The sequence below is a fragment of the Klebsiella sp. CN_Kp106 genome (assembly GCF_040064575.1).
In the GTDB taxonomy this organism is placed as follows: Bacteria; Pseudomonadota; Gammaproteobacteria; order Enterobacterales; family Enterobacteriaceae; genus Klebsiella; species Klebsiella michiganensis.
Genome location: NZ_JBEAIG010000055.1, coordinates 62,226 through 87,433, shown reverse-complemented (window position 1 = coordinate 87,433; position 25,208 = coordinate 62,226). Strand labels below are relative to the sequence as shown.

Below are 25,208 nucleotides of genomic sequence, written 5' to 3'. Positions count from 1 at the left end.
CGGCAACTAAAAATGGTTGCAGGCGTTCACAGTATCTACCGGCCCGCAGACGGCGATGAATCTGTAGCCCGGGCAAGGCGCGTTAAGCGCCGCCCCCGGGAGCAGAGCGCAGAATCCCCCCTTGCAGTTCGCAGAGTGACTGAACTCCCCGGAGGCGATGCTGCGCATCTGTCCGGCTACCGGCCCGCAGACGGCGATGAATCTGTAGCCCGGGCAAGGCGCGTTAAGCGCCGCCCCCGGGAGCAGAGCGCAGAATCCCCCCTTGCAGTTCGCAGAGTGGCTGAATTTCCCAAAGGCGCTGCTGCGCCTTATCCGCACTACACCCGCCACTCGCTCCTTTCTTCACCGTTCACCAGCAGCCTGCGTTTTTCCCCCGCCGGCAACGACACCTTCAGCGCTTTCCACGCCGGACGATAATCGCCGCGCGCGTTCACCTTCAGGTTGATGCTGGCGCTATCGCAAACCATTTCCCATTCTACCCACAGCGCATGGCCATTCTGATAGCCCCAGCTTTCGCCATCATCTTCAAACAGCAGGCCGCGACGGGTCCCCACGCCCTTCAGCGGGAAGAGTTTCAGCTCGCGGCAATCGTCTTTTTGCGCATCGACGTGGCGGATACGCTCGCTCAGCGGCAGGCCTGCTCCGGCGCGAACCAGCAGCGGCAGTTTTTCCAGCGGCGCATCAAGGACGATCCACTGGCCTCCCGCGAACCACTGGTGGCTATCAAAGTCGTACCAGCCGTCCTGATTGGCCGGCAGCCAGACGCGGCGCTGACGCGCGCCGGGTTCGACGACGCTGGCGACCAGCAGATCGCGACCCAGCAGGAAGTCGTCGCATTCGGCAAACGTCTGCGGATCGTGTTCGTGATCGAGGAAGGTCGGACGCAGCATCGGTTCATCGTCGGCGTGAGCCTGCCACAGCAGCGTATAGAGATACGGCAGCAGACGATAGCGCAGCTCAATGGCTGAACGGATAGCCGGCGTGACTTCCGGGTACATCCAGGCTTCGTTGACCGTCTGGTCGTCATTCCACGAGTGAATGGTAAAGCGCGGATGCATAACGCCGTTTTGTACCCAGCGTACGAACAGCTCCGGGTCCGGTTTATCGCCAGAGAAGCCGCCAACATCGTGGCCGACATTGAACAGCCCGGAGAGGCTCATTCCCAGCCCCATGCGGGTGTTATAGCGCAGCGTATCCCAGTTGGTACGGTTATCGCCGCTCCAGGTCTGGACGTAGCGCTGCATCCCGGCGCAGCCGGAGCGAGAGATCAGGTACGGTCGTTTGTGCGGCGCAAAGCGCTGCTGAGCCTCCAGCGACGCGCGCATCATCAGCAGCGGCATGACCGGGCGAATATGTTTAATGGCAATTTCCTCGCCAAACCCGTAACAGCGGGCTTCGCCGTCCCAGACTTCATACTCGTTATTATCGTTCCACGTGGAGTCGATACCCATCTCCAGCAGCTGGGTTGTCACGCCTTCCTGCCACCAGGCGACGGTCTGCGGGTTGGTAAAGTCAAGGTGCGACCCTTCGTCATCCCAGAAGCTGGAGCGCTCGGGAGCATCCGCCTGTGAATCGCGGATAAAAAGCCCGCGCTCCGCGACCTCGTTATAGCGCGGATGGTCCTGCAGCAGGCAGGGCTTAATATTGGCGGCGAGCTTCAGTCCGGCATCGTGGAAGGCCTGGCTCATCACCTTCGGCTGCGGCACCTTGTCGTTGTTCCAGTTAAAGACGTAGCGCTTGCCGTCAATCGAGGTATAGCCGGAAGAGAGCTGGAACGAATCGCACGGAATGGCGTGTTCATCACACAGGCGGATGAAGTTCATCAGCTGGTTTTGCGCATCCGGCGCGTCGGTGTAGTGCATCGTCGAACCGCTGTAGCCGAGACTCCATTTCGGTCCGAACAGCGTTTTGCCGGTCAGGCGTACGAATGCTTTGGTGATATCCAGTACCCGTTTGCCGGAAAAAAGATAGTAATCGATGTCGCCGGCTTCCGCCTGCCAGCGGCGATAGGCGGTATGGTAATTATCGATTTCGTTGCCGAGATCCAGCCAGCAGCTGCTCAGGTTGTCGTAAAACAGACCGTAGCTGACATCGCTACGCTGCGCGATGGTAAACGGAATATGTTTGTACAGCGGGTCGGTGCTCGCCGCGTTATAGCCCATGGCGTCGAGGTTACGCATCTCATAGCGCTTCCCGTTACGCTGCAGATCGCCGGCTTTTTCGCCCAGACCGTAGAAGCGTTCGTCTTTGCGTCGGCTCAGGTAGTGGGCAACGCCGTCGCCGTGCGCATTCGCCAGGTAGGCGCTGGTGGGGCGGTCGTTAACCAGCGGCTGCCACTCGCCGGCCTCATCGCGATAGCTCCATTCCAGCCACAGCGGCTGGTGGACGGTGACGCGCAGCTGGTCGGTGGCGATGCTCAGGGTATCGCTATGCTCCGTGAGCTGCCAGGCGGGGAGGCTAAAGCCGCTCAAATCTTCGCGCGGGCGCCCTTCCCAAGGCACGTCCTGCTGGGGAGCGATACTCCAGGTGCGATCCAGCGCCAGCTGGCCGTGCCGCTTTAGCAGCACGCGGAACATATTCTCTTCCAGCACGTACAGACACAGGGTGTGCTGGCCGTCTACGATCAGCTCAACGTGGTGGTCCAGCCGTTGGTGCAAAGTCCAGTTTTTCAAAGTCTTCATTTTTTACATCCACTCTCAGGCGCGTTTTGCGCGACGTTCAGCAATAAATGCCACCAGGAATACCGCGCCAATCAGGTCAAAGAACCCCATGGCGATAAATAGCGGGTTGAAGCCGATTTTGTCGGCGGTGACGCCAATCAACAGCGAGAACAGAAAGCTGGCGATCCAGGCGGCGGAGCCGCGCATCCCGTTCACGGTCGCCATCTGTCCTTTATCGAACGACTCCACCACCAGCGCGCTGAGCATGCAGGAGATGATCTGGTGGCCGAAGCCGCCTATCGAAATCAGCACGATGGTGATATAGGGATCGCGGGTGATCGCCACGGTGGCGAGCGAAATCATCAGGAAGGCGCCGGTGACGGAGCTGGCGACCACCGAGTTCACTCGCGAACAGCCGAACCAGCGGGTATACAGTTTGGTCAGATAGCCGCTGGCGACGCTGCCGAGGTCGGCCGCCAGAAACGGCAGCCAGGCAAACATGGCGATTTGTTTTAAATCCATGCCGTGCTCTTTCGCCAGGTAGAGCGGTACCCAGAAGCTCAGCACCGCCCAGGCAGGCTCAGCCATAAAGGCCGGAATGGCGATACCGTAGAAGCGCTTGTTTTTCGATACGGTTTTCAGCGCGGTAAAGAAGGGCAGTTTGACCGGTGGCGCTTCATTGTCCTGCTGGATCAGCGCCAGCTCAGCTTTACCGAGGTTAGGGTGTTTTTCCGGGTTATGATAGAACGCCCACCACAGCACGACCCACAGCAGCGCCAGCGCGCCGGTGAACATGAATGCCCCCTGCCAGCCGAACGAAGCGTGTGCGAAGTAGATAATCGGCGGCGCCAGCATGGCGCCCACGGAGAAGCCGACGCCCGCCCAGCCTGCCGCGATCGGCCGCTCGGATTTTGGAAACCACTCACCCAGCGTTTTGGCGTTGGCTGGCGTCGCCGCCGCCTCAGCGCCGCCCATGAAAAAGCGCAGAATCGCCAGGTGCAGCCAGCTCCCCGCCCCGGCATGGGCGATGCAGGCGATGGCCCACAGGGTGGCGCAGATCATAAAGCCGAGCTTGAGGCCAATAACGTCGATAAGCCAGCCGCAGAGCGGCTGGAAAATGGTGTACGCCAGCTGAAAAGCGCCGACTATCCATGAGTACTGTTCAGTGGTAATACCCAGGGAGGTTTTTAGTTCCGGGGCGATAATCCCCAACGAATTACGCGTGATGTAGTTAACGGTGACGCCGAGTAAAAACAGCACCAGCATCCACCAGCGCAGGTTCTTCACTATGCGGCGCGATTTACTGACCGCCATATCATTATTGAGGCCTTGGCTCATAGAACTCTCCACGAGACATGTAGTCGGGAAAATTGACCAACCCGCTTGCTGAGTTGTCGCTAAAATTTTCTATTTCGTTGTTTGTTAAGGTTGATGTCTCGACACTATTGGTTGACTAATCTCAAAGGTGTTGGACCAATTCAGGCTAAGGGAGAATGCGAGCGGGCAATAGCGACAATTCTGCAAATATTTTCATGGGACGATCCAGATCGCAGTATGACATCGCCAAATCGCTTAAAAATATTCACATTCTCAATATGAAAATTTTTTCATGAGCAAAGTGGAGCGCGATCACAAAATGGACAAAAAGCTGAAAGTGAGCGAAATCGCGGCGCGTACCGGGCTGTCGGTGAGCACGGTATCGCGGGTGCTGGCGGGGAAAGCGAATACCAGCGCCAGGGCTCGCCAGAGGGTACTGGAGTGCGCCCGCGAGCTGGGCGTGATGGAGGGTATCGCCGCCGGGCGAATGCTGCTCAATAATCTGGTGGTCTTTGCCCCTCAGCGCGCTTTCGATGAACGCACGGATATTTACTACTATCGTGTGATTCAAAGCATCAATAGCGCCCTTATGCCGCATGAGGTACACCTGCGCTATTGCGCGCTGGAAGAGAACGACAGCGATGCCAATTTGTTTTTGCAGCGCATGCATGAAGCATCGACCCAGGCCGCGATTTTACTGGGTATCGACGATCCGCATATTCACGATCTGGCGGCCGATCTGGCGAAGCCCTGCGTGATGATTAACTGCCACGACGCGGGAATGCGTTTACCCTCCGTGGCGCCGGATCATCGGCTGATCGGCCAGTTCGCCGCCCGGTATCTATTTGAGATGGGGCATCAGGCGATCATGAACGTGATGTGCCTGCGCCGCTATACCATGGAGCTGCGTCTGCTGGGCATTAAGCAGGCGTGGCGGGCGCGTAATCTCCGTTTCGTTGACGGCAGGGATTTGCTCGCTGTGCCCAACTTCAGCGCCAGGGATACCGAGGAAAAAGTCGGGGAGTGGCTGGATCAGCGCGGCGATGGCCCGCTGCCGACGGCATTTCTGGTGGGCGGTGATTTTATGGCGGCAGGCACGATCGCCGCATTACAAAAACGCGGTTTGCGCGTCCCGCAGGATGTTTCCGTCATGAGCATCGACGGCTTTAACCTGGCGGCGATCCAGGATGTACCGCTAACCGCCGTCCACGTCCCACGCGATGAATTAGGGGCCGAAGCGGTACATTTATTACAGCAGAGACTGATCCGTCCCGATGCGCCGCACGGCGCGTTACTCCTGCATGGGACGCTGGCAGTACGCGATTCGGTACGGCGGATACGCGCCGGTAACCGCCGTACCGCCGTTGAAGCGAAGGGGCTATATGATGATTAATTCGCCATCCCCAACGCGCGCTTACCGTGGATATTTAAGTCATCCAGCGTAAAGCGGCCTTCCCAGTCGCTTTCATAATCCTCGCGGGGGAAATCTCCCGGCGAAGCGCCGCGCGCCAGCGCCGCTTTGACCTTCTGCGCGTAGGCGAGGTTTTTCTCGCACATTGGCGCGGCGGGAATATACATCACGTTGCCCCAGCCCTGCTGATTTTCCACCGGCGCGACCGAGTGGATCACGTCGCAGTGCCACCATACCGAATCGCCCGCATTCAGCGCCGGAATAGAGCTTAAGGCTTTGATCAGCAGCGGGTGCCATTTTTCCGAAATCGGCAGCACCTTGCCCGGCGCGACGCCGCACAGCTCATCTTCCGGGACATCATCGAGCAGCGGACGCAGCAGCACGTAAGCCATCGCTTCCGGGATCGGCACCACGTGCAGCAGACCCTGATCGGGGATCATATCGGAGAGCGCGGTCCACCCCTGGAAGGTGCGGAACACCGAGCATTTGGTGGTGTTGTCGACCGTATACTCTTCGACTTCGGTGCGGTGCGCCGCGTCCCACGGGTCGTAAGCATCAATGTTGCCGTTAAACACGTCGGCAAACACTTTCTGATAGGCCGGCAGCAGCCAGCGCTCCAGGGCGCCGGAATCGGTATGCGCCCCCAGTCCTTTCGAGGTGGTTCCCGGCGGGCGGCGGCGAATGCGGTCCGGGTAAATGACGCTGACGTCCGGGTCGAACCACTGCTTGCCGTCGCGGTTAAAGGTCCACAGACGGTTGAGGAACGACTGCACGGCGGCCATTTCATCGCTCTGTCGCGCCTGCATCTGCGCCTGGGACCAGTAAATCGGATAGATTTCCGGGCGCGAAGCTTCCAGCGACCCGAAAAAGGTATCGCCGGGACCTTTATAAACGTCATCGAAATGGTTGCGGTCGAGATACTCGAGCATTGCGTTGTCCCACGCCAGCGCCTGTTCGCGAGAAAAATGGCCCTTGATAACGGCGCAGCCGCGACGCTTGATGAGCTCGCGCTGGGCTTCCGTGACCTGGCCCCGGGCAATATCGGCGAACGGGATCGTTGGCCAGACGTCCTGACCGCTGGCCTTAAGGGCGTCAATCTCTTCCAGACGCGCGGCGATACGCGCCGTCAGCCGATCGAACACCGCCTGCACGTCGCCAATTTGCGCCCGCAGCTCCTGTTTAATCCGGCGGATGGCCGCTTTGGGGTCGGCGGGTAAAGTTTCACAGGTATGGGTAACAGCCATAATGACCTCTCATCTTTCATTCGAAAGTAATATATCTTACATATGATAATTTAAGTTAAAATTAAGTTAATGCAAGTTTAAAATTATGCGGAGGTGCACAAAACGGGAAGCCGGGGCGGTAAACCCCGGGTGTGGCGTTACTCGTTGAACGGGGCGGTGTGGTCGAGGACGGCCTGAATGACGTTCAGCGCGCCGTCGTGGTTGTTATCATCGGTGGCAAAACGCGACACCGCCTTGATGCTTTCGGCGGCGTTGGCCATCGCGAAAGAGTATTTCACCAGCTTGAGCATTTCCGTATCGTTAGCGCTGTCGCCAATGGCTACGCAGGCCTGCGGTGAGATGTTCCAGCGCTTCAGCAGGCGGCTTATACCGTTGGCTTTATGCAGGCCGGGGATAATCAAATCGACGAAGCCAAAGCCGCTGGTGACCGGCTTCATGATGCCGTCCAGCGAGACGTGCAGTTTGTCGATAAGCTGCGGGATTTCGCTATCCGGCAGGTTAAGGGAAAACTTAAACAGCGTGTCGTCGATGTCATGATAGCGGCTAATGCGCTGCAGGCGATGGTAGTGCTTTGACATCAGGGTGACGAACGCCTCGGGCGCGCGCTCGCTGACGTAAGCGCTCTCGAGGCCGCAGGCGACGAAGTTGAGCTGCGGGTCTTTCAGCAGTTCACCAATGACGACCTGGGATTCATGACGGGTGAGTTCGCCGTGGAACAGCTGTTGACCGCGTTCGTAAACCAGCGCGCCGTTCTCGGCAACAAAGGAGATTTGGTCACGGATTTCCGGGAAAAAAGAGATCAGCTGGTAGTACTGGTTGCCGCTGGCGACCACGAACTCAATACCCTGCTGCTGGAGTTGCGCGAACTGCGCGAGAAAACGCGAGCGGTCATACTGCTTGGCGTCATTGAGAAAAGTTCCGTCCATATCGGTGACGATAACTTTAACGGTCATAACACATGCTCCTGGCTTAACTTCGACCAGTAACATTCTAATTACAATGTGATGGGGAGCACAAATTTATTTCGAATGAAAGTTTGCGTTCACCTCTGTGCAGCATAAAACCCCGGATTGCGGCGTAAACGCCTTACCCGAACTACCGGCCCGTAAACGGCTTCGAACCTGTAGCCCGGCTAAGCGTAGCGCAAGCCGGGGGATGTGGCTTACAGCGTATGCTCGGTACGGGCGATAATATCGTCCTGTGCATCCGGCGACAGGGCGGTAAAGAACGCCGAGTAACCGGCCACGCGGACCACTAAATCACGATACTGGTCTGGGTGTTTCTTCGCTTCCAGCAGCGTCTCGCGCGACACGATGTTGTACTGAATATGCCAGCCTTTATGCACCTCGAAGAAAGTGCGCAGCAGCACCATCAGTTTTTGCTTATCGGATTCGTTCTCCAGCGTGGCCGGGTTCAGCTTCTGGTTAAGCAGTACGCCGCCGAGGATTGAGCCGGTCGGCAGTTTGCCCACCGAGCTGATTACCGCGGTCGGCCCGAGATGGTCGGTACCGGAGGCCGGGCTGGCCCCTTCCGCCAGCGGCGAGTGCGCTTTACGGCCATCCGGCGTCGCCATGGTCTGCGCGCCAAACGGCACGTTGGCGGAAATGGACGAGGTGCCGGCGTAGTAGTTGCCGCCGATCGGGCCGCGACCGTAGCGCGGGTTATGATACAGCTTCAGCTCGTCGATATAGGTCTGGTAGGCGCGAGCCAGCAGCATATCCACGCTGTCTTCATCGTTACCGTATTTCGGCGCGCCGTTGATTAAGCGCTGGCGCAGCTGCTCGTGGGTCAGGCCTTCGAAGTCTTCAGCCAGCGCCTTTGCCAGCTCCTGCTGACCAATAACGCCCTGATCGAACACCAGCTTCTTCACCGCCGCCAGGCTGTTGCCGAGGTTAGCGATGCCGACCTGCAGACCGGAAACCCAGTCATACTTCGCGCCGCCCTGCTTGATGCTCTTCGCGCGCTCGATGCAGTCATCGACCAGCGCCGAGCAGAGAATATCGTGCACGTTCTCTTCCAGCATGGTGTCGACCACGTACTCAATCTCGATAGATTTGCGCGTGTAGTAGCGGATCTGCGTATCCCAGTCGGCCAGAACCTGTTCAAAGTTGTCGAAGTTGCCTTTTGACAGCGCATGTTCCTGCGGCAGGAAAACCTGGCCGCTGGTGGCGTCGCGGCCGCCTTCCAGGGTTGCCAGCATGACGCGGGCGAAGTTGATAAAGCTCATCCCGGTGCAGCGATAGCCCCATTTACCGCCGACGGCGGTTTCGATGCAGCCGATAGCGGCATAGTCGTACGCGTCCTGCGGCTCAATCCCCAGCTTGATAAATTCCGGGATGACGATTTCATCGTTGTTGAACGCCGGCATGCCGAAGCCGCAGCGGATCACCTGCACGCAGGCGTCGAGGAAGTCGTTGCTCATGCCCGCGTGATAGCGCACGCTGAGGTTAGGTTGAGTCGAACGCAGCCGACCGCAGGATTCCAGGATGGCGTAGGAGAGCGGGTTCACCGCGTCCTGCGCGTTGCCGTCCACCAGATTCTGGCCGCCGATGGTGACGTTCTGGTACAGCGGGCTACCGGCGGAAGCCTTAGAGTGCGAGCCGGAGCGAATTTTGTTCACTTCCAGCAGCTTCAGCCAGCAGCAGTGCAGCAGCTCGATGGCGTGTTCGCGATCCAATGATTGCGCCAGCTCAACGTCGCGGCGATAGTAAGGGTAGAGATACTGGTCCATACGGCCGAAAGAGACCGAGTGACCGTTGGATTCGATCTGCAGAATCAGCTGGATGAAATAGCACAGCTGCAGCGCCTGCCAGAAGGTTTTCGGTGGCTCGTGGGCGATAATATCGCAGTTTTCGGCTATCGCCAGCAGCTCGTCGCGGCGGGATTCGCGGCTCTCCGTCGCGGCCATATTGCGCGCCAGCCCGGCATAGCGCTTACAGTGGTCGCTGACCGCTTCCAGCACGATATCAATGGCTTTAAGGAACTGCTCGCCGTGCAGATCTTCCAGCACGGTTAGGTTAATGCGCGAACGGCGCTCGGCGACTTTCGCCCGCATGCCGTCGAGGCCTTTTTCCAGCAGCAGCGGATAGTTAACCGCAAGGTGAGCGTCGCCGGAGGTCATATTGCCTTCGGCTTTGATAATGCCGGTCGCCAGCAGCGCTTTTTGCTCGTCGGTAAACATGCCGTAGCAGCGATCCTGTACGGTTTGACCGCGCCACCACGGGCACACTTCATGGAGCACGCGTTTGTTCTCTTCGCTAACGGCAAACCCGGCGCCGGGGCGATCGGCGAGGTCGTCGATCTCTTTTTCGATCCAGCTAACGGTGTATTCCGGGAAGATAGGCGCCGCGCGAACTTCGCTGGCCTGGTTGCCGACGATCAGTTCATCGTGCTTAATCCAGATCGTGCGTTCCGCCAGGTGATGGGCCAGCGCCAGCGCGCGGCGTACCGGGATCGGCTTATCCAGGTGCTGCTGATAGGCTTCGGTATAGTGCAGGGCGCGCTCGGTACAAACCGGCGGCTTAACGATATGCACCAGCGCCATTTTATGCGCCTGAATGCGCGGGCTCAGAGTATCCAGTTTCAACGTTGTCATAAGGTTATCCTCGTAGAGTCGCCGTTAAACCTTTGCTCTGAGCATAGCGCTGCGCGAAGGCGAGCAGCTCGGGTGCAGCAAGCGGTTTATCCGGAGCGGTATAGGGCTGACTGAGTAATTGGTATTTATTCATGCCTAAGGTGTGGTAAGGCAGGAAGTGGATCTCGCCAACCTGTAAACGGTCAGCGGCAAAATCGGTAATGGCGGCAATATCGCTTTCGTTGGCGTTAAAGCCCTGGATCAGCGGCACGCGAATGATGATTTTCTTTCCGGCCTGCGCGACGCGCTGCAGGTTATCCAGCACCCGGCGGGCGCTGCCGTCCGTCCACTGCTGAAAAATCGCTTCGTTGACGTGCTTGAGGTCGGCGAGAAACAGGTCGATAAACGGCAAAGCGGGTTCGACGTATTTCCACGGCACGTGCAGGCAGGTTTCGACCGCGGTGTGGATCCCCGCGTTGTGGCTGGCCTCAAACAGCTGTCGGGCCAGTTCGGGATTCATAAACGGCTCGCCGCCGGAAAGCGTGACGCCGCCGCCGCTGCGGTCGTAAAACGGTTTGTCGCGCAGCACCGTGGCCATAATCTCTTCGACGCTTTTCTCTTCGCCGCACACGGTTAATGCCGTGGTCGGGCAGCAGTCGCGCAATTTGCCGATATGCGCATCGGTGAGCTTTTCGCGGTGGATAATCAGACCGTCCAGCTTGCGGGTAATCACCTCCGGCGCAGCCTGCTGGCAGAGGTCGCAGCCGTCCAGGCAAAGGCGGGCGTCATACAGCAAATCCGCCGTGCGGGCGCGGCTTTCCGGATTCTGGCACCAGCGGCAGCCCAGCGAACACCCTTTGAGGAAGACAACAGTGCGGATCCCCGGGCCGTCATGGGTTGAATAACGCTGAATGTTGAAGATCATGATTCACCCTCTTATTTGCATATGAAGATTAAATTACTTTCGAATGAAAGTTGTATTGATATAAATCAACAAGCAGAAAGAGGAAGGAGAATGAAGGTTAAAATGCCGCTGCGGGTCACAAAACATCCGGCGACAGCGCCGCCGGAAAAGGATCAGGGCGTACCGCACACCTCGCAGTGAGGGTTACGCGGCAGCCTCATTTCGCGGAACTGGCAGCGCATGGCGTCGTACATGACGATTTTTCCCGTTGCCGGGCTACCGTAGCGGGCCAGCAGCTTAATCGCTTCCATCGCCTGCAGCGAACCGATGGTGCCGACCAGCGGCGCCATGACGCCGGCTTCGACGCAGGTGAGGGCGTTTTCGCCAAACAGGCGGCTCAGGCAGCGGTAGCAGGGTTCATCTTCCTGATACGTAAAGACGCTGATTTGCCCTTCCATGCGAATCGCCGCGCCGGAGACCAGCGGCGTTTTATGGCGGAAACATCCGGCGTTGAGCTGGTTACGGATCGCGACGTTGTCGGTACAGTCGAGCACCAGATCGTGGGCGGCGATTTGCGCCGCCAGCGCCTCGTCTTCCAACCGCGCGTTGAGCGCCGTGAGCTGAACGTGGGGATTAATCCGCGCCAGCGCGGCGCGGGCGGAGTCGACCTTCGGCTGGCCGATGGTGTCGTCGCTGTGCAGCGTCTGGCGCTGAAGGTTGGAGAGCGAGACGGTGTCGAAATCGAGCAGGGTTAGCTGGCCCACGCCTGCCGCCGCCAGATACTGCGCGGCGGCGCAGCCCAGCCCGCCGAGGCCGACGACCAGCACGCGGGAGGCTTTCAGCTGCTCCTGACCGTCAAAATCGAAATCGCGGAGAATAATCTGCCGGTTATAGCGCAGCATCTCCGCATCGCTCAGCTCCATGCCCATTACAGCCCTCCGAACAGATGATTAAACGGCTCGACTTCCACCCATTCGCCCGCTTCCACGTTGCCGCGCTCGCGTTCGAGAACGATAAAGCAGTTGCCGAGGCTGAATGAACTGAAGATATGCGAGCCCTGGTGACCGGTGCTGCTAACCACCAGCTCGCCGTCGGGACCGCGCTGCAGCACGCCGCGCTGAAAATCGAGGCGGCCCGGCGATTTCTTCAGGCCGGAGGCGGCGCGAACGCGCAGGCGCATCGGCTGAGCTTGCCCGACGTTGCCGGACAGCTTCGCCAGCAGCGGCTGAACCAATTGGTAGAAGGTCAGCGTTGCGGAAACCGGGTTGCCGGGCAGGCCGCAGAACCAGCTGTGGTTGAGCTTGCCGAAAGCGAAAGGTTTACCCGGCTTAATCGCCAGCTTCCAGAAGCCGATTTCCCCCAGCTCTTCGAGGATTGCTTTGGTGTAGTCCGCCTCGCCGACGGAAACGCCGCCGGAGCTAATCACCACGTCGGCCTGCTGGTCAGCCTGAATAAAGGCTTCGTGCAGTTTAGCCGGGTCGTCGGGAATAATGCCGAGGTTAATGACCTCGCAGCCCAGCTCCTGCAGCATCAGGTGCACCGCCAGGCGGTTGGTATCGTAAATCTGCCCGTCGGCCAGCGGCTGGCCCGGCAGCTGGAGCTCATCGCCGGTGGAGAAGACTGCCACCCGCACTTTACGTACCACCTCAACCTCGGCAATCCCCAGCGAGGCGATGACCGGCAGCTCGGCGGCGGTCAGGCGGGTACCTGCGGGGAAGACGACCGCGCCGTGGGCGATGTCTTCGCCAAGACGACGAATATTCTGCCCGTTTTTCACCGGCGCGAGGAAGCGGATACCCTCATCGGTTTGTTCGGCCTGCTCCTGCATCACCACCGCGTCGCAGCCTTCCGGCACCGGCGCGCCGGTCATAATGCGGATACAGGTGCCCGCGGGCCAGACGCCGTCAAAGGGTTGACCGGCGAAGGCCTTGCCGGCCACCGGCAGCGCTGCGCCGTCGGTGAGATCCGCCAGGCGCACGGCGTAGCCGTCCATCGCCGAGTTATCAAAACCGGGAACGTTAAGCGGCGAAACGAGATCATGGGCGGTCACGCGCGAAAAGGCCTGCAACAGCGGTACGGTATCCGTCGCATTCAGCGGCGTAATACGAGTGAGCATCTGGGTCAGGGCTGTGTCGAGCGGCATCAGTCCGGCGGTAAAATCCATGGGTTTCTCCTGCGGGCAAACATCGAAAACGCCTATTATGGCAGAAAAGAGAGGCGGGCTATATCCCACCTGGCGACAAGCTTTACATCACCGTCCGCTCTTTCTATATTCAAAAATTGTATAGGACAGTCAGCACGATAATGATATTTATACACTTTATCGTTAAGGAATGGCGCAATGGGTAAGGCGGTTATAGCAATTCACGGCGGGGCCGGGGCGATTAGCCGCGCGCAGATGACGCCGGCGCGCGAGCGGGAGTACGTGGCGGCGCTGTCGGCGATTGTCGATAGTGGACAAAAAATGCTGGCTGCCGGGGCCAGCGCGCTGGATACGGTCACCGAAGCGGTCCGGCTGCTGGAGGAGTGCCCGTTATTTAACGCCGGTATTGGCTCGGTATTTACCCGCGATACCCGCCATGAGCTCGATGCCTGCGTGATGGATGGTTACAGCTTACAGGCGGGGGCCGTGGCCGGGGTTCAGCATTTACGCAATCCGGTGCTGGCGGCGCGTCTGGTGCTGGAGCAAAGCCCGCACGTGCTGTTGATTGGCGAGGGGGCGGAAGCGTTTGCCGCTTCCCGCGGTATGGCGCGGGTCGATAACAGCCTGTTTTCGACTCCCGAGCGTTTGCTGCAGCTGCGTCAGGCGCAGGAGGGCGACGATATCGTGCTCGATCATCACGCCGCGCCGCTGGATGAACGGCACAAAATGGGCACCGTCGGCGCGGTCGCGATGGATCTGGCGGGCAACCTCGCGGCGGCGACCTCCACCGGCGGCATGACCAATAAGCTACCGGGACGCGTCGGCGACAGCCCGCTGCCCGGTGCGGGCTGCTATGCCAATAACGCCAGCGTCGCCGTTTCCTGTACCGGTACCGGCGAAGTGTTTATACGTACGCTCGCGGCCTACGATATTTCGGCGCTGATGGAGTATAGCCAGCTCAGCCTGCAGGAGGCCTGCGAAAGGGTGGTGATGGAGAAACTTCCGGCGCTGGGCGGCAGCGGCGGCCTGATCGCCATCGACAGAGAAGGCAACGTGGCGCTGCCGTTTAATAGCGAAGGCATGTACCGGGCCTGGTGTTATGCGGGCGATACGCCCACGATTGGTATTTATCGCGAATAAGAGGAAAGGGCGTTGCCGCATAGTCAAGAAATCGATGCCGATGATGTTCTGCAGGTGCGCGGCCTGAACGTCGTGTTCAATCAGCAGCAGCAGGCTTTTTCCGCCGTCCGCGACCTGTCGTTTACCCTGCGGCGCGGCGAGACGCTGGCGATTGTCGGCGAGTCCGGCTCCGGGAAGTCGGTGACGTCCCTGGCGCTGATGCGCCTGCTCGACCAGGCGGTCAGCGAAGTGCGCAGCGATGCGCTGCTGCTGCGTCGTCGCAGCCGGCAGGTGATTGAGCTGAGCGAACAGTCTGAAACCGAGATGCGCGGCGTGCGCGGCGCGGATATGGCGATGATCTTCCAGGAGCCGATGACGTCGCTAAATCCGGTCTTCACCATCGGTGAACAGATTGCCGAATCTATCCGCTTACACCAGGGCCTGAAGCATGATGAGGCCCTGCGCGAAGCGAAGAAAATGCTCGATCAGGTGCGCATTCCGGAAGCGGAAGCCATGCTCTCGCGCTATCCGCATCAGCTTTCCGGCGGGATGCGTCAGCGGGTGATGATCGCCATGGCGCTCTCCTGCCGACCGGCTGTGCTGATTGCCGATGAACCGACCACCGCGCTGGACGTGACTATTCAGGCGCAGATTTTACAGCTGATTGCCGTCCTGCAAAAAGAGATGGCGATGGGCGTTATCTTTATTACCCACGATATGGGGGTGGTCGCCGATATCGCCGACCGCGTGCTGGTGATGTATCGCGGCGAAGCGGTGGAAACCGGCAGCGTGGAAGAGATTTTCCGCGCGCCGAAGCACCCGTATACTCAGGCGCTGCTGGCCGCGGTGCCGCGGCTGGGGGCAATGCGCGGCACTTCGCTGCCGCGCCTCTTCCCGCTGTTAAACCAGAGCCCGTCGCCGGAGGGGCAGAACACCGTTGTGTCCGGGGAACCGATCCTGAAAGTTCGCGATCTGGTGGCGCGCTTCCCGCTGCGTAGCGGCATTCTCAACCGCATTACCCGCGAGGTGCATGCGGTCGAAAAGGTCAGCTTTGATTTATGGCCCGGCGAAACCCTGAGCCTGGTGGGGGAGTCCGGCTGCGGTAAATCAACGACCGGCCGGGCGCTGCTGCGGCTGGTGGAAACTCAGGGCGGCAGCATCACCTTCAACGGCCAGCGGATTGATACGCTGACGGGCAGTAAGCTTCAGGCGCTGCGCCGCGATATCCAGTTTATCTTTCAGGACCCCTACGCTTCCCTCGACCCACGGCAAACGGTGGGCTATTCGATTATGGAACCGCTGCGCGTGCATCGGCTGCTGGAGGGCGATGCCGCTCGTGAGCGGGTCAGCTGGCTGCTGGAACGCGTCGGGCTGGAGCCGGAGCATGCGTGGCGCTATCCGCACGAGTTTTCCGGCGGCCAGCGGCAGCGCATCTGTATTGCCCGCGCGCTGGCGCTCAATCCGAAAGTGGTGATTGCCGATGAGTCGGTATCGGCGCTTGATGTGTCGATTCGCGCGCAAATTATCAATCTGATGCTCGATCTACAGCGTGAGATGGGTATCGCATTTCTGTTTATCTCCCATGACATGGCGGTGGTTGAGCGCATCAGCCACCGCGTGGCGGTGATGTATCGCGGGCGCATTGTCGAGATCGGCCCGCGCCGCGCCGTGTTTGAAAACCCGCAGCACCCCTATACCCGTAAACTGATGGCCGCCGTTCCGGTGGCCGATCCTGCGCATCGTCGTCCGCAGCGCGTGCTGCTTTCAGACGAGCTGCCGGGCAACATCTTCAAGCGGGGCGAAGAGGGGATCAGTACGCCGTTACAGCAGGTGGGACCGGGGCACTTTGTCGCCAGAGAGCCCGCCGCCGACGTGCTGGCGCGCTAACAACGACACCAATAATGCAGCATTTCAGGAGAACAACATGACTCAACGCGTTTCAGGCAAATGGCTGTTGGCGCTGGGCGTCGCTTCGGCGCTGACAGCGGCTCCGGCCTTTGCCGCAAAAGATGTGGTGGTGGCGGTCGGCTCTAACTTTACGACCCTCGACCCGTATGATGCTAACGACACGCTGTCGCAGGCCGTCGCGAAGTCGTTCTATCAGGGGCTGTTCGGCCTTGATAAAGAGATGAAATTGCAAAACGTGCTGGCGGAAAGCTATACCGTTTCCCCGGACGGCCTGGTGTATACCATTAAGCTGCATCCGGGGGTGAAGTTCCAGGACGGAACCGAATTCAATGCCGAAGCGGTTAAGGCGAACCTCGATCGCGCCAGCAATCCGGAAAACCATCTCAAGCGCTATAACCTGTATAAAAATATCGCCAGCACCGAGGCGGTTGACCCGACAACGGTGAAAATTACCCTCAAACAACCTTTCTCGGCGTTTATCAATATCCTGGCCCACCCGGCGACGGCGATGATTTCTCCGGCGGCGCTGAAGAAATATGGTAAAGAGATTGGTTTCCATCCGGTTGGCACCGGCCCGTATCAGCTCGACACCTGGAATCAGACCGACTTCGTTAAAGTGAAGAAGTTCGCCGGTTACTGGCAGCCGGGGCTGCCGAAGCTGGACTCCATCACCTGGCGCCCGGTCGTAGATAACAATACCCGCGCGGCGATGCTGCAGACCGGCGAAGCGCAGTTTGCGTTCCCGATCCCTTACGAGCAGGCGCCGCTGCTGGCGAAAAACAGCAAGCTGGAGCTGGTGGCCAGCCCGTCGATCATGCAGCGCTATATCAGCATGAACGTGACGCAGAAGCCGTTTGATAACCCCAAAGTGCGCGAGGCGATTAACTACGCCATTAACCGTCAGGCGCTGGTAAAAGTCGCCTTTGCGGGCTATGCCACCCCGGCGACCGGCGTGGTGCCGCCGTCAATTGCCTACGCTGCAAGCTACAGCGCCTGGCCGTACGATCCGGCAAAGGCCCGCGAGCTGCTGAAAGAAGCGGGCTATCCGAATGGATTTAGCACCACGCTGTGGTCGTCGCACAACCACAGTACGGCGCAGAAAGTGCTGCAGTTTACCCAGCAGCAGCTGGCGCAGGTGGGCATTAAGGCGCAGCTGACGGCGATGGATGCGGGCCAGCGCGCGGCGGAAGTGGAAGGTAAGGGGCAGAAAGAGAGCGGCGTACGCATGTTCTATACCGGCTGGTCGGCGTCGACCGGAGAAGCGGACTGGGCGCTGTCGCCGCTGTTCGCGTCGCAGAACTGGCCGCCGACCCTGTTCAATACGGCTTTCTATAGCAATCCCCAGGTGGATAAAGACCTCAACGACGCGCTGAAAACCACCGATGCGCAGGAAAAAACGCGGCTGTATAAAGACGCGCAGGATACTATCTGGAAAGAGTCGCCGTGGGTGCCGCTGGTGGTAGAGAAACTGGTCTCGGCGCACAGTAAAAATCTGACCGGATTCTATATCCAGCCGGATACCGGATTTAGCTTTGAACAGGCGGATCTTAAGTAGATAGCTGCGGGTCCCCGGGCGCAGGCTGCGGGGACTTCGCGCAAGGAGAAGCATGCTCAATTATGTGATTAAACGCCTGCTGGGACTGATCCCCACGCTGCTGATTGTGGCGGTGCTGGTGTTTCTGTTCGTGCATATGCTGCCCGGGGACCCGGCGCGGCTGATTGCCGGGCCGGAAGCCGATGCTCAGGTGGTGGGAATGGTGCGCCAGCAGCTGGGGCTCGATCGGCCGCTGCACGTGCAGTTCTGGCACTATATCAGCAATATTGTGCAGGGGGATTTCGGTACCTCGATGGCCTCGCGTCGCCCGGTAAGCAGCGAAATCGCCAGCCGTTTCATGCCCACGTTCTGGTTAACGCTCGCCAGCATGAGCTGGGCGGTGATCTTCGGTATGGCGGCGGGGATCGTGGCGGCAGTCTGGCGCAACCGCTGGCCGGATCGCCTGGGAATGGCGCTGGCGGTAACCGGCATCTCGTTCCCGGCGTTCGCGCTCGGCATGCTGCTGATGCAGGTCTTTTCCGTTGAGCTGGGCTGGCTGCCGACGGTGGGTGCCGACAGCTGGCGCCACTATATTCTGCCTTCGCTGACCCTGGGCGCGGCGGTGGCGGCGGTGATGGCGCGCTTTACCCGCGCCTCGTTCGTCGATGTCCTGCATGAAGATTACATGCGTACCGCGCGGGCAAAAGGCGTCAGCGAAACGCTGGTGGTGCTCAAGCACGGCCTGCGCAACGCGATGATCCCGGTGGTGACCATGATGGGGCTGCAGTTCGGCTTTTTGCTCGGCGGTTCAATCGTGGTGGAGAAGGTCTTTAACTGGCCAGGCCTCGGGCGTCTGCTGGTGGACTCGGTGGAGATGCGCGACTATCCGGTGATTCAGGCGGAAGTTCTCCTGTTTTCGCTGGAGTTTATTCTTATTAATTTAGTGGTGGACGTGCTGTATGCCGCCATTAATCCGGCTATCAGGTACAAGTAAGGTGCGATTGCTCAACTGGAGAAGACAAGCGGCTATCAACGCGATGCCGGGGATTAAACCCGGGCAGATACGTACCCCGTGGCACGAGTTCTGGCGGCGGTTTCGCGGTCAGCCGGTGGCGATGGGGGCGGGGGTATTTGTTCTGCTGCTGATTGCGGTGGCGATCGTGGCGCCGTGGATTGCGCCGTTCGACGCGGAAAACTATTTTGATTACGACCGGCTCAACGACGGCCCGTCAATGATGCACTGGTTCGGCGTTGATTCGCTGGGGCGGGATATCTTTAGTCGGGTGCTGGTCGGTGCGCAGATCTCGCTGGCCGCCGGGGTACTGGCGGTATTCATCGGCGCGGCCATCGGCACCGTACTTGGGCTACTGGCCGGGTATTACGAAGGCTGGTGGGATCGCATCATTATGCGTATCTGCGACGTGCTGTTCGCTTTCCCGGGGATTTTGCTGGCAATTGCGGTCGTGGCGGTAATGGGGAGCGGGATGTCGAACGTCATCATCGCGGTGGCGATCTTTTCGATCCCGGCCTTTGCGCGTCTGGTGCGCGGCAATACCCTGGTGCTTAAGCAGCAGACCTTTATTGAGTCGGCGCGCAGCATCGGCGCCAGCGATGCTACCATCCTGTTTAATCATATATTGCCCGGAACGGTATCATCGATTGTGGTCTACTTTACGATGCGTATCGGGGTGTCGATTATCTCCGCTGCCAGCCTGTCATTTCTGGGGCTTGGCGCGCAGCCGCCGACGCCGGAGTGGGGGGCGATGCTCAACGAGGCGCGGGCGGATATGGTGATGGCGCCGCACGTGGCGCTGTTCCCGGCAATCGCGATTTTTCTGACGGTGCTGGCGTTTAACCTGCTGGGTGACGGCCTGCGCGATGCGCTGGATCCGAGGATAAAAGGGTAGGCGTTCGAGGATTGCGCAGCCCGGACAGGTGTCCGGGAAAGCACACCGCACGTTAATCCTGTGCGGTTTTGTCGCCCGGATAAGGCGCGCGAGCGCCTTCATCCGGGATAGGTTAAGCGGGCGGAATTAAATCCGGCTGCCCCACAGATCGTATTCGTCGGCGTGTTCGACTTTCACCCGCACAACGTCGCCCGGTTTGACTTTACTCTCACCGTTCAGGTAGACCGCGCCGTCGATTTCCGGCGCATCGGCCATGCTGCGGCCAATTGCCCCTTCTTCATCCACTTCGTCGATCAGCACCATAATTTCACGACCGACTTTCTCCTGCAGGCGCTCGGCGGAGATCTGCTGCTGCAGCTGCATAAAGCGGTTCCAGCGCTCTTCTTTCACCTCTTCCGGCACCTGATCTGCCAGCTCGTTGGCGGTCGCGTCTTCCACCGGGCTGTACTTGAAGCAGCCGACGCGGTCGAGGCGGGCTTCTTTCAGGAAGTCGAGCAGCATCTGGAAATCGTCTTCCGTTTCACCCGGGAAGCCGACGATAAAGGTCGAGCGCAGGGTGAGTTCCGGGCAGACTTCGCGCCACTGCTTGATGCGCGCCAGCTGGCGGTCGGCGGAGCCCGGACGCTTCATCATCTTGAGAATACGCGGGCTGGCGTGCTGCAGCGGAATATCGAGGTAGGGCAGAATTTTGCCTTCCGCCATCAGCGGGATCACATCATCGACGTGCGGGTACGGATAGACGTAGTGCAGGCGCACCCAGATACCGAGCTTCGCCAGCTCTTCGCACAGGCTAACCATACTGGTTTTGACCGGCATACCGTTGTGGAAACCGCTGCGATGTTTGACATCAACGCCGTAGGCGGAGGTGTCCTGAGAGATCACCAGCAGCTCTTTGACGCCGGCGTCGGCCAGGCGTTTGGCTTCCGCCAGCACTTCGCCAATCGGACGGCTGACCAGATCGCCGCGCATTGACGGGATGATGCAGAAGGTGCAGCGATGGTTGCAGCCTTCGGAAATTTTTAAGTAAGCGTAATGACGCGGCGTCAGCTTCACGCCCTGTTCCGGCACCAGGCTGAGGAACGGGTTGTGTTTAGGCTTCGGCGCGTAGTGGTGGACGTGTTCCAGCACCTGTTCATAGCTGTGCGGGCCGGTAATTTCCAGCACCTTCGGATGCACTTCGCGGATCTGATCTTCTTTTGCGCCCAGGCAGCCGGTGACGATCACTTTGCCGTTTTCTTTCAACGCTTCGCCAATCGCTTCCAGCGACTCCTGCACGGCGCTATCGATAAAGCCGCAGGTGTTAACGATAACCATATCAGCGTTATCGTAGGAGGGAACCACGTCATATCCTTCGGTACGCAGTTCAGTCAGGATACGTTCTGAGTCCACGAGGTTTTTCGGGCAGCCCAGAGAGACAAAGCCGATCTTCGGCTGAGGGGTGACATTGCTCATAGCTTAAAAAGTGTTCAATTATTGGGATGGTCAGGGCAGGGATTCTACAGAGATCGGCGGAAAGTTTATACTCCTTTTCTTGTTAGCCTGGCGATGTCCGTGTTTCTTTTTATCGGGATGATTATCCAGATTGTTAATCAAAATAAGGGAGTTATTCACCTTTTATCTTGCAACCCGGGGAAGTCGGTTTAGATCTGGTTTAACCTGAAGCGGTAAAATAGCCGCTGCTTTCAGTCTTTATTTTTATCAGGTTTCCCATGTTTAAAAAGTTGGGTGGTTTCGTCTGCGCGCTGGCCATGATTGGCGCGACGCCCGTTTATGCCAACGAGATGGCGTTATATTCGGTCAATACCGGTTCCTTTGTTTACCACATGACCGGCAATCACGGTCAATATAACGAAAAATTCAATAACCAATTTTTTTCCGTTGAGCGCAAGCTGTCAGCGGATTCAAAGTACAGCCTGTTGGCCGGCACCATGAAGAATAGCTTTGCCGACCGCTGCCTCTCTTTAGGGGCGAGGAGAGACTGGTACGCGGGGGCAAGCGGCTGGACGTTCAAGGGCGTCTATGCCTATACCGGCGAGTTTTTCTTTAAAGCCTTTCGCGATTGCGGGGATTCAGGCACCTATCGAACGGCGAAGAAAATCACCGGCGTCGGTTTCTCTCCCTATATTTATCATGGCCTGCAGTACAATTTTACCGATTATTTCGGCGTGGAAACGGGCATTATCGTCCCGGCCATATTTGTGATGAGCGTGCAGTGGAGCTTCCGCTAATTTGCCCGAAAAAGGCTTCCGGGCGAATTTTGATTAATGGCTTTGCGCAACGCCAGCGCCTGGCGCAGCCCCCGGCGCGGTCGGTTCTCTATTGTCGCGCAGCGTAAATACCGAGATCAGCGTAAACAGCCCGGCAATGCCGCCCAGAATATAATAGGTATGCGCGAAGCCGATGGTGTCGTACAAATACCCGGCCAGCGGCGAGTAAATCGCGGTGGCGATGGAGGCGACGAACAGCACCAGCAGGTAGACCGTCGAGGAGAGCTTGTTGTCGAAGTTGGCGGCGATAAATTTAAACACCGACACCAGAATCAGCGGTTTTTCCAGCGCATGCATCATTTTGACCGCGCCGATCCACACCGGGCCCAGCGGAATCGCGGAGCCGACGATACGCACCGACATGATCAGTCCGGCGATGATCAGCGCCCATTTCGCGCCGGTGCGGTTTACGAACCACGGCATCAGGCATAAAAACAGCGTCTCGCCGCATACCTGAATGGAGGCCAAAATGCCGTACCAGCGATTGCCTTCTTCCGGCGTCGGGAACTGCAGAGAAAAGTACTGGGCAAACTGCTGATCGTAGGTGTCGTAGATTTGCGTGACGAACAGGGTAAAGACCAGCAGCATCCAGAACTGGCCGTTCTTCGCCAGCTCCAGGGCATGCGAAACTTTCAGCGCGCTGGTTTTCTGCATTTCCGCTTCGGTCAGCTCGATTTTGGTCAGCATAAAACAGAGCGCGGCAATCACAATGGCGATACTCGCCAGCCAGAAGGCGAGGTTCGGATTGCTGTCGATATACTTGCCGACGATCCACGCGGCGGCGGCCCAGCCTAACGATCCCCACATTCTTACCCGGCCATATTCGAACTGGTAGCGCCGCGAAATTTTATCAATATACGAATCAATCACCCCGCAGCCGGAGTTAAAAATTATTCCCAGGTATACTCCGCCAAGCAGCGCACCCAGCCAGAAGCTGTGCACCAGCAGCGGCGCGTACAAATAAATAAAGAACGGGCCTACCGGTAGCAGCATGGCGACCAGGATCCAGATCAGCCGCTTTTTCAGGCCGAACTTATCGGAAATAAAGCCGAAGAAGGGCTGCATCAGCAGGGCAATAAAGGCGTTGACCGAGTAGAGCAGGCCGGTTTTCGTTGCGCTAATCCCGAGGTGCTGAGTCGTCCAGATCACAAAGAACGCCATGGTCGAGGACCAGGCGAAGAGATAGAGGAAATCGAAAAGACTCAACAAGATATAGTTTCTTTTGCCGGGCGTCATCATTTCAGTTCCTTCAAGCGATAGAGATAAAGGTTACAAACAGGATCGATATGCCTGCCGTTCTTATTGAATGTTATACGTAATACATTTTATTTGATGATATGACACCCGGCGGCATTTTCTGGCAACGTGAATTGCGCTAATTTGTGATCATTACTGCAATAAATGATTTTATATCCCAGTGTTGGAATTTTTACTTTTATGAGAACGTATAACATTTTTGGCTTTCAGGAGATGATGTCGCAGGTGGGGATTTTAAGCTTCGTTGTAACATTGTAAAGGATGTTAATGACCTGAGAATTATTGATCTGCCTCATCGTTTTGTACAAAAAATGACCATATTATGATTGTGGTAAAGGACGACAGAGGAGGAACCGCGATGAGCGTTGACAGACTATATCGTAACCTGATGAATAAGCTGATTAATGCCAACATTGATCTCGATGCTTATTTACAGCTGCGTAAAGCAAAAGGCTATATGTCAGTCAGCGAAAACGACCATCTACGTGATAACTTGTTTGAACTGTGCCATGAAATGCGTCAACACGCGCCGCGCCTGCAGCACGTCGTTGCGCCGGAGGAAAAGGATGCCCTGCGGCTGGCGGGCGAAGCCGTCGCTTCCGCGGCGGTGTGCCTGCTGAGCGGACATCATGACTGCCCGTCCTACATCGCTGTCGACGTAGATAAGCTGGAAAGCTGCCTGGCGGTATTGCGGCTAAATATTCATAAATTGAATGATTCCAAGCCCATTACTCATGCCTGAGATCGGGGGGAGCCTGCTCCCCCCGATTAATGTTATGTAAAAATCCCTTCCCGTTTTCCCACGCTGGCTACCCTTATCGCATTGCTGACAAAAGGAGTATGCCATGCGCCAGACCATTACCCTGATGATAGCCCTTACCGCACTGTTGCTGCCTGCGGCTGCCCTTGCCGCCCGGGAGCGCGTAGAGGTGCTGCAGAACCAGCTTGAACACCCGTGGGCGCTGGCCTTTCTTCCGGACGATCGGGGCATTCTGATGACCCTGCGCGGCGGTGAGCTCCGGCTGTGGCAGCGGGAAAAAGGCCTCGCGCCTGCGATTTCGGGCGTACCGCAGGTCTGGGCCAACGGGCAGGGGGGGCTGCTTGACGTGGCGCTGGCCCCGGATTTCGCCCAGTCGCGCCGGGTCTGGCTAAGCTACGCCGAAGGCGGGAGTGACGACAAGGCCGGGACCGCCGTAGGCTACGGCCGACTGAGCGAGGATCTCCAGCGCCTGGAAAACTTCCAGGTGGTTTTCCGCCAGCAGCCGAAGCTCTCAACCGGCAACCATTTTGGCGGGCGGCTGGTGTTCGACGGCCGCGGTTATTTGTTTATCGGTCTCGGGGAGAATAACCAGCGTTCGACCGCTCAGGATCTCGATAAGCTGCAGGGAAAAGTGGTGCGGCTAACGGCTGATGGCAAGGTCCCGGACGATAATCCTTTTGTCGGCCAGGCTGGCGTCAGGCCGGAAATCTGGTCTTACGGTATTCGCAACCCCCAGGGGATGGCGATGAACCCGTTGAGCGATACGCTATGGTTAAATGAACACGGCCCGCGCGGCGGGGATGAGATCAACCTGGTGCAAAAAGGGAAAAACTACGGCTGGCCGCTGGCGACGCACGGCATTAACTATAGCGGCCTGCCGATCCCGGAGGCCAAAGGCAAAACGCTGGAGGGAACCGAAGCGCCGCTGTTTGTCTGGGCGAAGTCGCCAGCGGTGAGCGGTATGGCGTTTTACAACGCCCCGACCTTCCCGCAGTGGCAGCACAGGCTCTTTATCGGCGCGCTGAAGGATACGTCGCTGATTGTCCTCAAGGTTGACGGCAATAAGGTGACGGAACAGGAGCGGATTCTGGGCGATCGCGGTAAACGTATCCGCGATGTGCGCGTTGGACCCGATGGCTATCTGTATGTCTTAACCGACGAATCCAACGGCGAGCTGCTGAGGGTGAGCCCGGCGGGCTAATA

The 25,208-nt window shown here is 58.5% G+C and carries 19 protein-coding genes; 9 read left to right on the top strand and 10 right to left on the bottom strand.

Annotated elements, in window-relative coordinates:
* Positions 1 to 317: 317 nt before the first annotated feature.
* Together ABLU96_RS19400 and ABLU96_RS19395 are read right to left on the bottom strand one after the other, a co-directional pair.
* Complete coding sequence (locus ABLU96_RS19400) at positions 318 to 2,681, bottom strand: glycoside hydrolase family 31 protein (RefSeq protein WP_025108088.1); 2,364 nt, start codon at positions 2,679 to 2,681, stop codon at positions 318 to 320.
* A gap of 15 nt (positions 2,682 to 2,696) precedes the next feature.
* Positions 2,697 to 3,998, bottom strand: a complete 1,302-nt coding sequence (locus ABLU96_RS19395; protein ID WP_004849139.1) for an MFS transporter — start codon at positions 3,996 to 3,998, stop codon at positions 2,697 to 2,699.
* 271 nt (positions 3,999 to 4,269) lie between these two features.
* On the opposite strand from ABLU96_RS19395, the gene ABLU96_RS19390 reads away from it, so the two are divergent.
* A complete protein-coding gene (locus tag ABLU96_RS19390) occupies positions 4,270 to 5,370 on the top strand; it encodes a LacI family DNA-binding transcriptional regulator (RefSeq protein WP_163520863.1) in 1,101 nt (366 codons plus the stop codon).
* Here ABLU96_RS19390 and ABLU96_RS19385 read toward each other — a convergent pair.
* From ABLU96_RS19385 to moeA, 6 genes are all read right to left on the bottom strand, one after another.
* Positions 5,367 to 6,632 carry a DUF1479 domain-containing protein gene (locus ABLU96_RS19385; protein WP_046877857.1) on the bottom strand — a complete coding sequence of 422 codons (1,266 nt, stop codon included), beginning with the start codon at positions 6,630 to 6,632 and terminating at the stop codon, positions 5,367 to 5,369. The genes ABLU96_RS19390 and ABLU96_RS19385 overlap by 4 nt on opposite strands.
* A gap of 137 nt (positions 6,633 to 6,769) precedes the next feature.
* On the bottom strand, positions 6,770 to 7,585 hold the full coding sequence (locus ABLU96_RS19380; RefSeq protein ID WP_014228526.1) for a Cof-type HAD-IIB family hydrolase: 816 nt from the start codon (positions 7,583 to 7,585) through the stop codon (positions 6,770 to 6,772).
* A 209-nt stretch (positions 7,586 to 7,794) separates the two neighbouring features.
* Positions 7,795 to 10,227, bottom strand: a complete 2,433-nt coding sequence (locus ABLU96_RS19375; protein ID WP_048261117.1) for a formate C-acetyltransferase/glycerol dehydratase family glycyl radical enzyme — start codon at positions 10,225 to 10,227, stop codon at positions 7,795 to 7,797.
* Positions 10,228 to 10,231: 4 nt separating this feature from the next.
* Positions 10,232 to 11,131, bottom strand: coding sequence for a glycyl-radical enzyme activating protein (locus ABLU96_RS19370; RefSeq protein WP_038424255.1), 900 nt, complete (start codon positions 11,129 to 11,131; stop codon positions 10,232 to 10,234).
* A 152-nt stretch (positions 11,132 to 11,283) separates the two neighbouring features.
* On the bottom strand, positions 11,284 to 12,039 hold the full coding sequence (moeB, locus tag ABLU96_RS19365; protein WP_049069668.1) for a molybdopterin-synthase adenylyltransferase MoeB: 756 nt from the start codon (positions 12,037 to 12,039) through the stop codon (positions 11,284 to 11,286).
* On the bottom strand, positions 12,039 to 13,274 hold the full coding sequence (gene moeA, locus ABLU96_RS19360; RefSeq protein WP_064404701.1) for a molybdopterin molybdotransferase MoeA: 1,236 nt from the start codon (positions 13,272 to 13,274) through the stop codon (positions 12,039 to 12,041). The genes moeB and moeA overlap by 1 nt, the downstream gene beginning before the upstream one ends.
* 177 nt (positions 13,275 to 13,451) lie before the next feature.
* Between moeA and iaaA the strand changes: the two genes are divergently transcribed.
* Genes iaaA through gsiD form a run of 5 tightly spaced genes read left to right on the top strand, consistent with a single transcriptional unit; the run spans position 13,452 to position 19,721 of the window.
* The gene (iaaA, locus tag ABLU96_RS19355; RefSeq protein ID WP_048261110.1) at positions 13,452 to 14,393 is read left to right on the top strand and encodes a beta-aspartyl-peptidase; all 942 of its coding nucleotides are present in this window, start codon (positions 13,452 to 13,454) and stop codon (positions 14,391 to 14,393) included.
* 12 nt (positions 14,394 to 14,405) lie between these two features.
* Positions 14,406 to 16,259 (top strand): glutathione ABC transporter ATP-binding protein GsiA, encoded by a 1,854-nt coding sequence (gsiA, locus tag ABLU96_RS19350; protein ID WP_064404699.1) that lies wholly within the window; start codon positions 14,406 to 14,408, stop codon positions 16,257 to 16,259.
* A gap of 37 nt (positions 16,260 to 16,296) precedes the next feature.
* Positions 16,297 to 17,835 carry a glutathione ABC transporter substrate-binding protein GsiB gene (gene gsiB / locus ABLU96_RS19345; protein ID WP_064404697.1) on the top strand — a complete coding sequence of 513 codons (1,539 nt, stop codon included), beginning with the start codon at positions 16,297 to 16,299 and terminating at the stop codon, positions 17,833 to 17,835.
* A gap of 52 nt (positions 17,836 to 17,887) precedes the next feature.
* Positions 17,888 to 18,808, top strand: coding sequence for a glutathione ABC transporter permease GsiC (gene gsiC / locus ABLU96_RS19340; RefSeq protein ID WP_009653824.1), 921 nt, complete (start codon positions 17,888 to 17,890; stop codon positions 18,806 to 18,808).
* 1 nt (position 18,809) lies between these two features.
* Positions 18,810 to 19,721 carry a glutathione ABC transporter permease GsiD gene (gsiD, locus tag ABLU96_RS19335; RefSeq protein ID WP_009653837.1) on the top strand — a complete coding sequence of 304 codons (912 nt, stop codon included), beginning with the start codon at positions 18,810 to 18,812 and terminating at the stop codon, positions 19,719 to 19,721.
* A 126-nt stretch (positions 19,722 to 19,847) separates the two neighbouring features.
* Here gsiD and rimO read toward each other — a convergent pair whose 3' ends face one another.
* Complete coding sequence (gene rimO, locus ABLU96_RS19330) at positions 19,848 to 21,173, bottom strand: 30S ribosomal protein S12 methylthiotransferase RimO (RefSeq protein WP_064404695.1); 1,326 nt, start codon at positions 21,171 to 21,173, stop codon at positions 19,848 to 19,850.
* Between the two features lie 296 nt (positions 21,174 to 21,469).
* Between rimO and ABLU96_RS19325 the strand changes: the two genes are divergently transcribed.
* Positions 21,470 to 21,949 carry a hypothetical protein gene (locus ABLU96_RS19325; protein ID WP_161506334.1) on the top strand — a complete coding sequence of 160 codons (480 nt, stop codon included), beginning with the start codon at positions 21,470 to 21,472 and terminating at the stop codon, positions 21,947 to 21,949.
* Between the two features lie 33 nt (positions 21,950 to 21,982).
* Here the strand turns inward: ABLU96_RS19325 and ABLU96_RS19320 are convergent, their stop codons facing one another.
* Positions 21,983 to 23,224: an oligosaccharide MFS transporter gene (locus ABLU96_RS19320; RefSeq protein ID WP_025108077.1), complete on the bottom strand. Its 1,242-nt coding sequence runs from the start codon at positions 23,222 to 23,224 to the stop codon at positions 21,983 to 21,985.
* A 379-nt stretch (positions 23,225 to 23,603) separates the two neighbouring features.
* Here ABLU96_RS19320 and bssR point away from each other — a divergent pair, with 379 nt between their 5' ends.
* On the top strand, positions 23,604 to 23,987 hold the full coding sequence (bssR, locus tag ABLU96_RS19315; protein WP_004849210.1) for a biofilm formation regulator BssR: 384 nt from the start codon (positions 23,604 to 23,606) through the stop codon (positions 23,985 to 23,987).
* A 103-nt stretch (positions 23,988 to 24,090) separates the two neighbouring features.
* Complete coding sequence (locus ABLU96_RS19310; protein ID WP_064404693.1) at positions 24,091 to 25,206, top strand: PQQ-dependent sugar dehydrogenase; 1,116 nt, start codon at positions 24,091 to 24,093, stop codon at positions 25,204 to 25,206.
* Positions 25,207 to 25,208 lie beyond the last annotated feature (2 nt).

Excerpts from the sequence above, each read along its gene's own strand:
- ABLU96_RS19400 (WP_025108088.1), bottom strand. The coding sequence starts at position 2,681 with ATGAAGACTTTGAAAAACTGGACTTTGCACCAACGGCTGGACCACCAC.
- ABLU96_RS19395 (WP_004849139.1), bottom strand. The coding sequence starts at position 3,998 with ATGAGCCAAGGCCTCAATAATGATATGGCGGTCAGTAAATCGCGCCGC.
- ABLU96_RS19390 (WP_163520863.1), top strand. The coding sequence starts at position 4,270 with ATGAGCAAAGTGGAGCGCGATCACAAAATGGACAAAAAGCTGAAAGTG.
- ABLU96_RS19385 (WP_046877857.1), bottom strand. The coding sequence starts at position 6,632 with ATGGCTGTTACCCATACCTGTGAAACTTTACCCGCCGACCCCAAAGCG.
- ABLU96_RS19380 (WP_014228526.1), bottom strand. The coding sequence starts at position 7,585 with ATGACCGTTAAAGTTATCGTCACCGATATGGACGGAACTTTTCTCAAT.
- ABLU96_RS19375 (WP_048261117.1), bottom strand. The coding sequence starts at position 10,227 with ATGACAACGTTGAAACTGGATACTCTGAGCCCGCGCATTCAGGCGCAT.
- ABLU96_RS19370 (WP_038424255.1), bottom strand. The coding sequence starts at position 11,131 with ATGATCTTCAACATTCAGCGTTATTCAACCCATGACGGCCCGGGGATC.
- moeB (WP_049069668.1), bottom strand. The coding sequence starts at position 12,039 with ATGGGCATGGAGCTGAGCGATGCGGAGATGCTGCGCTATAACCGGCAG.
- moeA (WP_064404701.1), bottom strand. The coding sequence starts at position 13,274 with ATGGATTTTACCGCCGGACTGATGCCGCTCGACACAGCCCTGACCCAG.
- iaaA (WP_048261110.1), top strand. The coding sequence starts at position 13,452 with ATGGGTAAGGCGGTTATAGCAATTCACGGCGGGGCCGGGGCGATTAGC.
- gsiB (WP_064404697.1), top strand. The coding sequence starts at position 16,297 with ATGACTCAACGCGTTTCAGGCAAATGGCTGTTGGCGCTGGGCGTCGCT.
- gsiC (WP_009653824.1), top strand. The coding sequence starts at position 17,888 with ATGCTCAATTATGTGATTAAACGCCTGCTGGGACTGATCCCCACGCTG.
- rimO (WP_064404695.1), bottom strand. The coding sequence starts at position 21,173 with ATGAGCAATGTCACCCCTCAGCCGAAGATCGGCTTTGTCTCTCTGGGC.
- ABLU96_RS19325 (WP_161506334.1), top strand. The coding sequence starts at position 21,470 with ATGATTGGCGCGACGCCCGTTTATGCCAACGAGATGGCGTTATATTCG.
- ABLU96_RS19320 (WP_025108077.1), bottom strand. The coding sequence starts at position 23,224 with ATGACGCCCGGCAAAAGAAACTATATCTTGTTGAGTCTTTTCGATTTC.
- bssR (WP_004849210.1), top strand. The coding sequence starts at position 23,604 with ATGAGCGTTGACAGACTATATCGTAACCTGATGAATAAGCTGATTAAT.
- ABLU96_RS19310 (WP_064404693.1), top strand. The coding sequence starts at position 24,091 with ATGCGCCAGACCATTACCCTGATGATAGCCCTTACCGCACTGTTGCTG.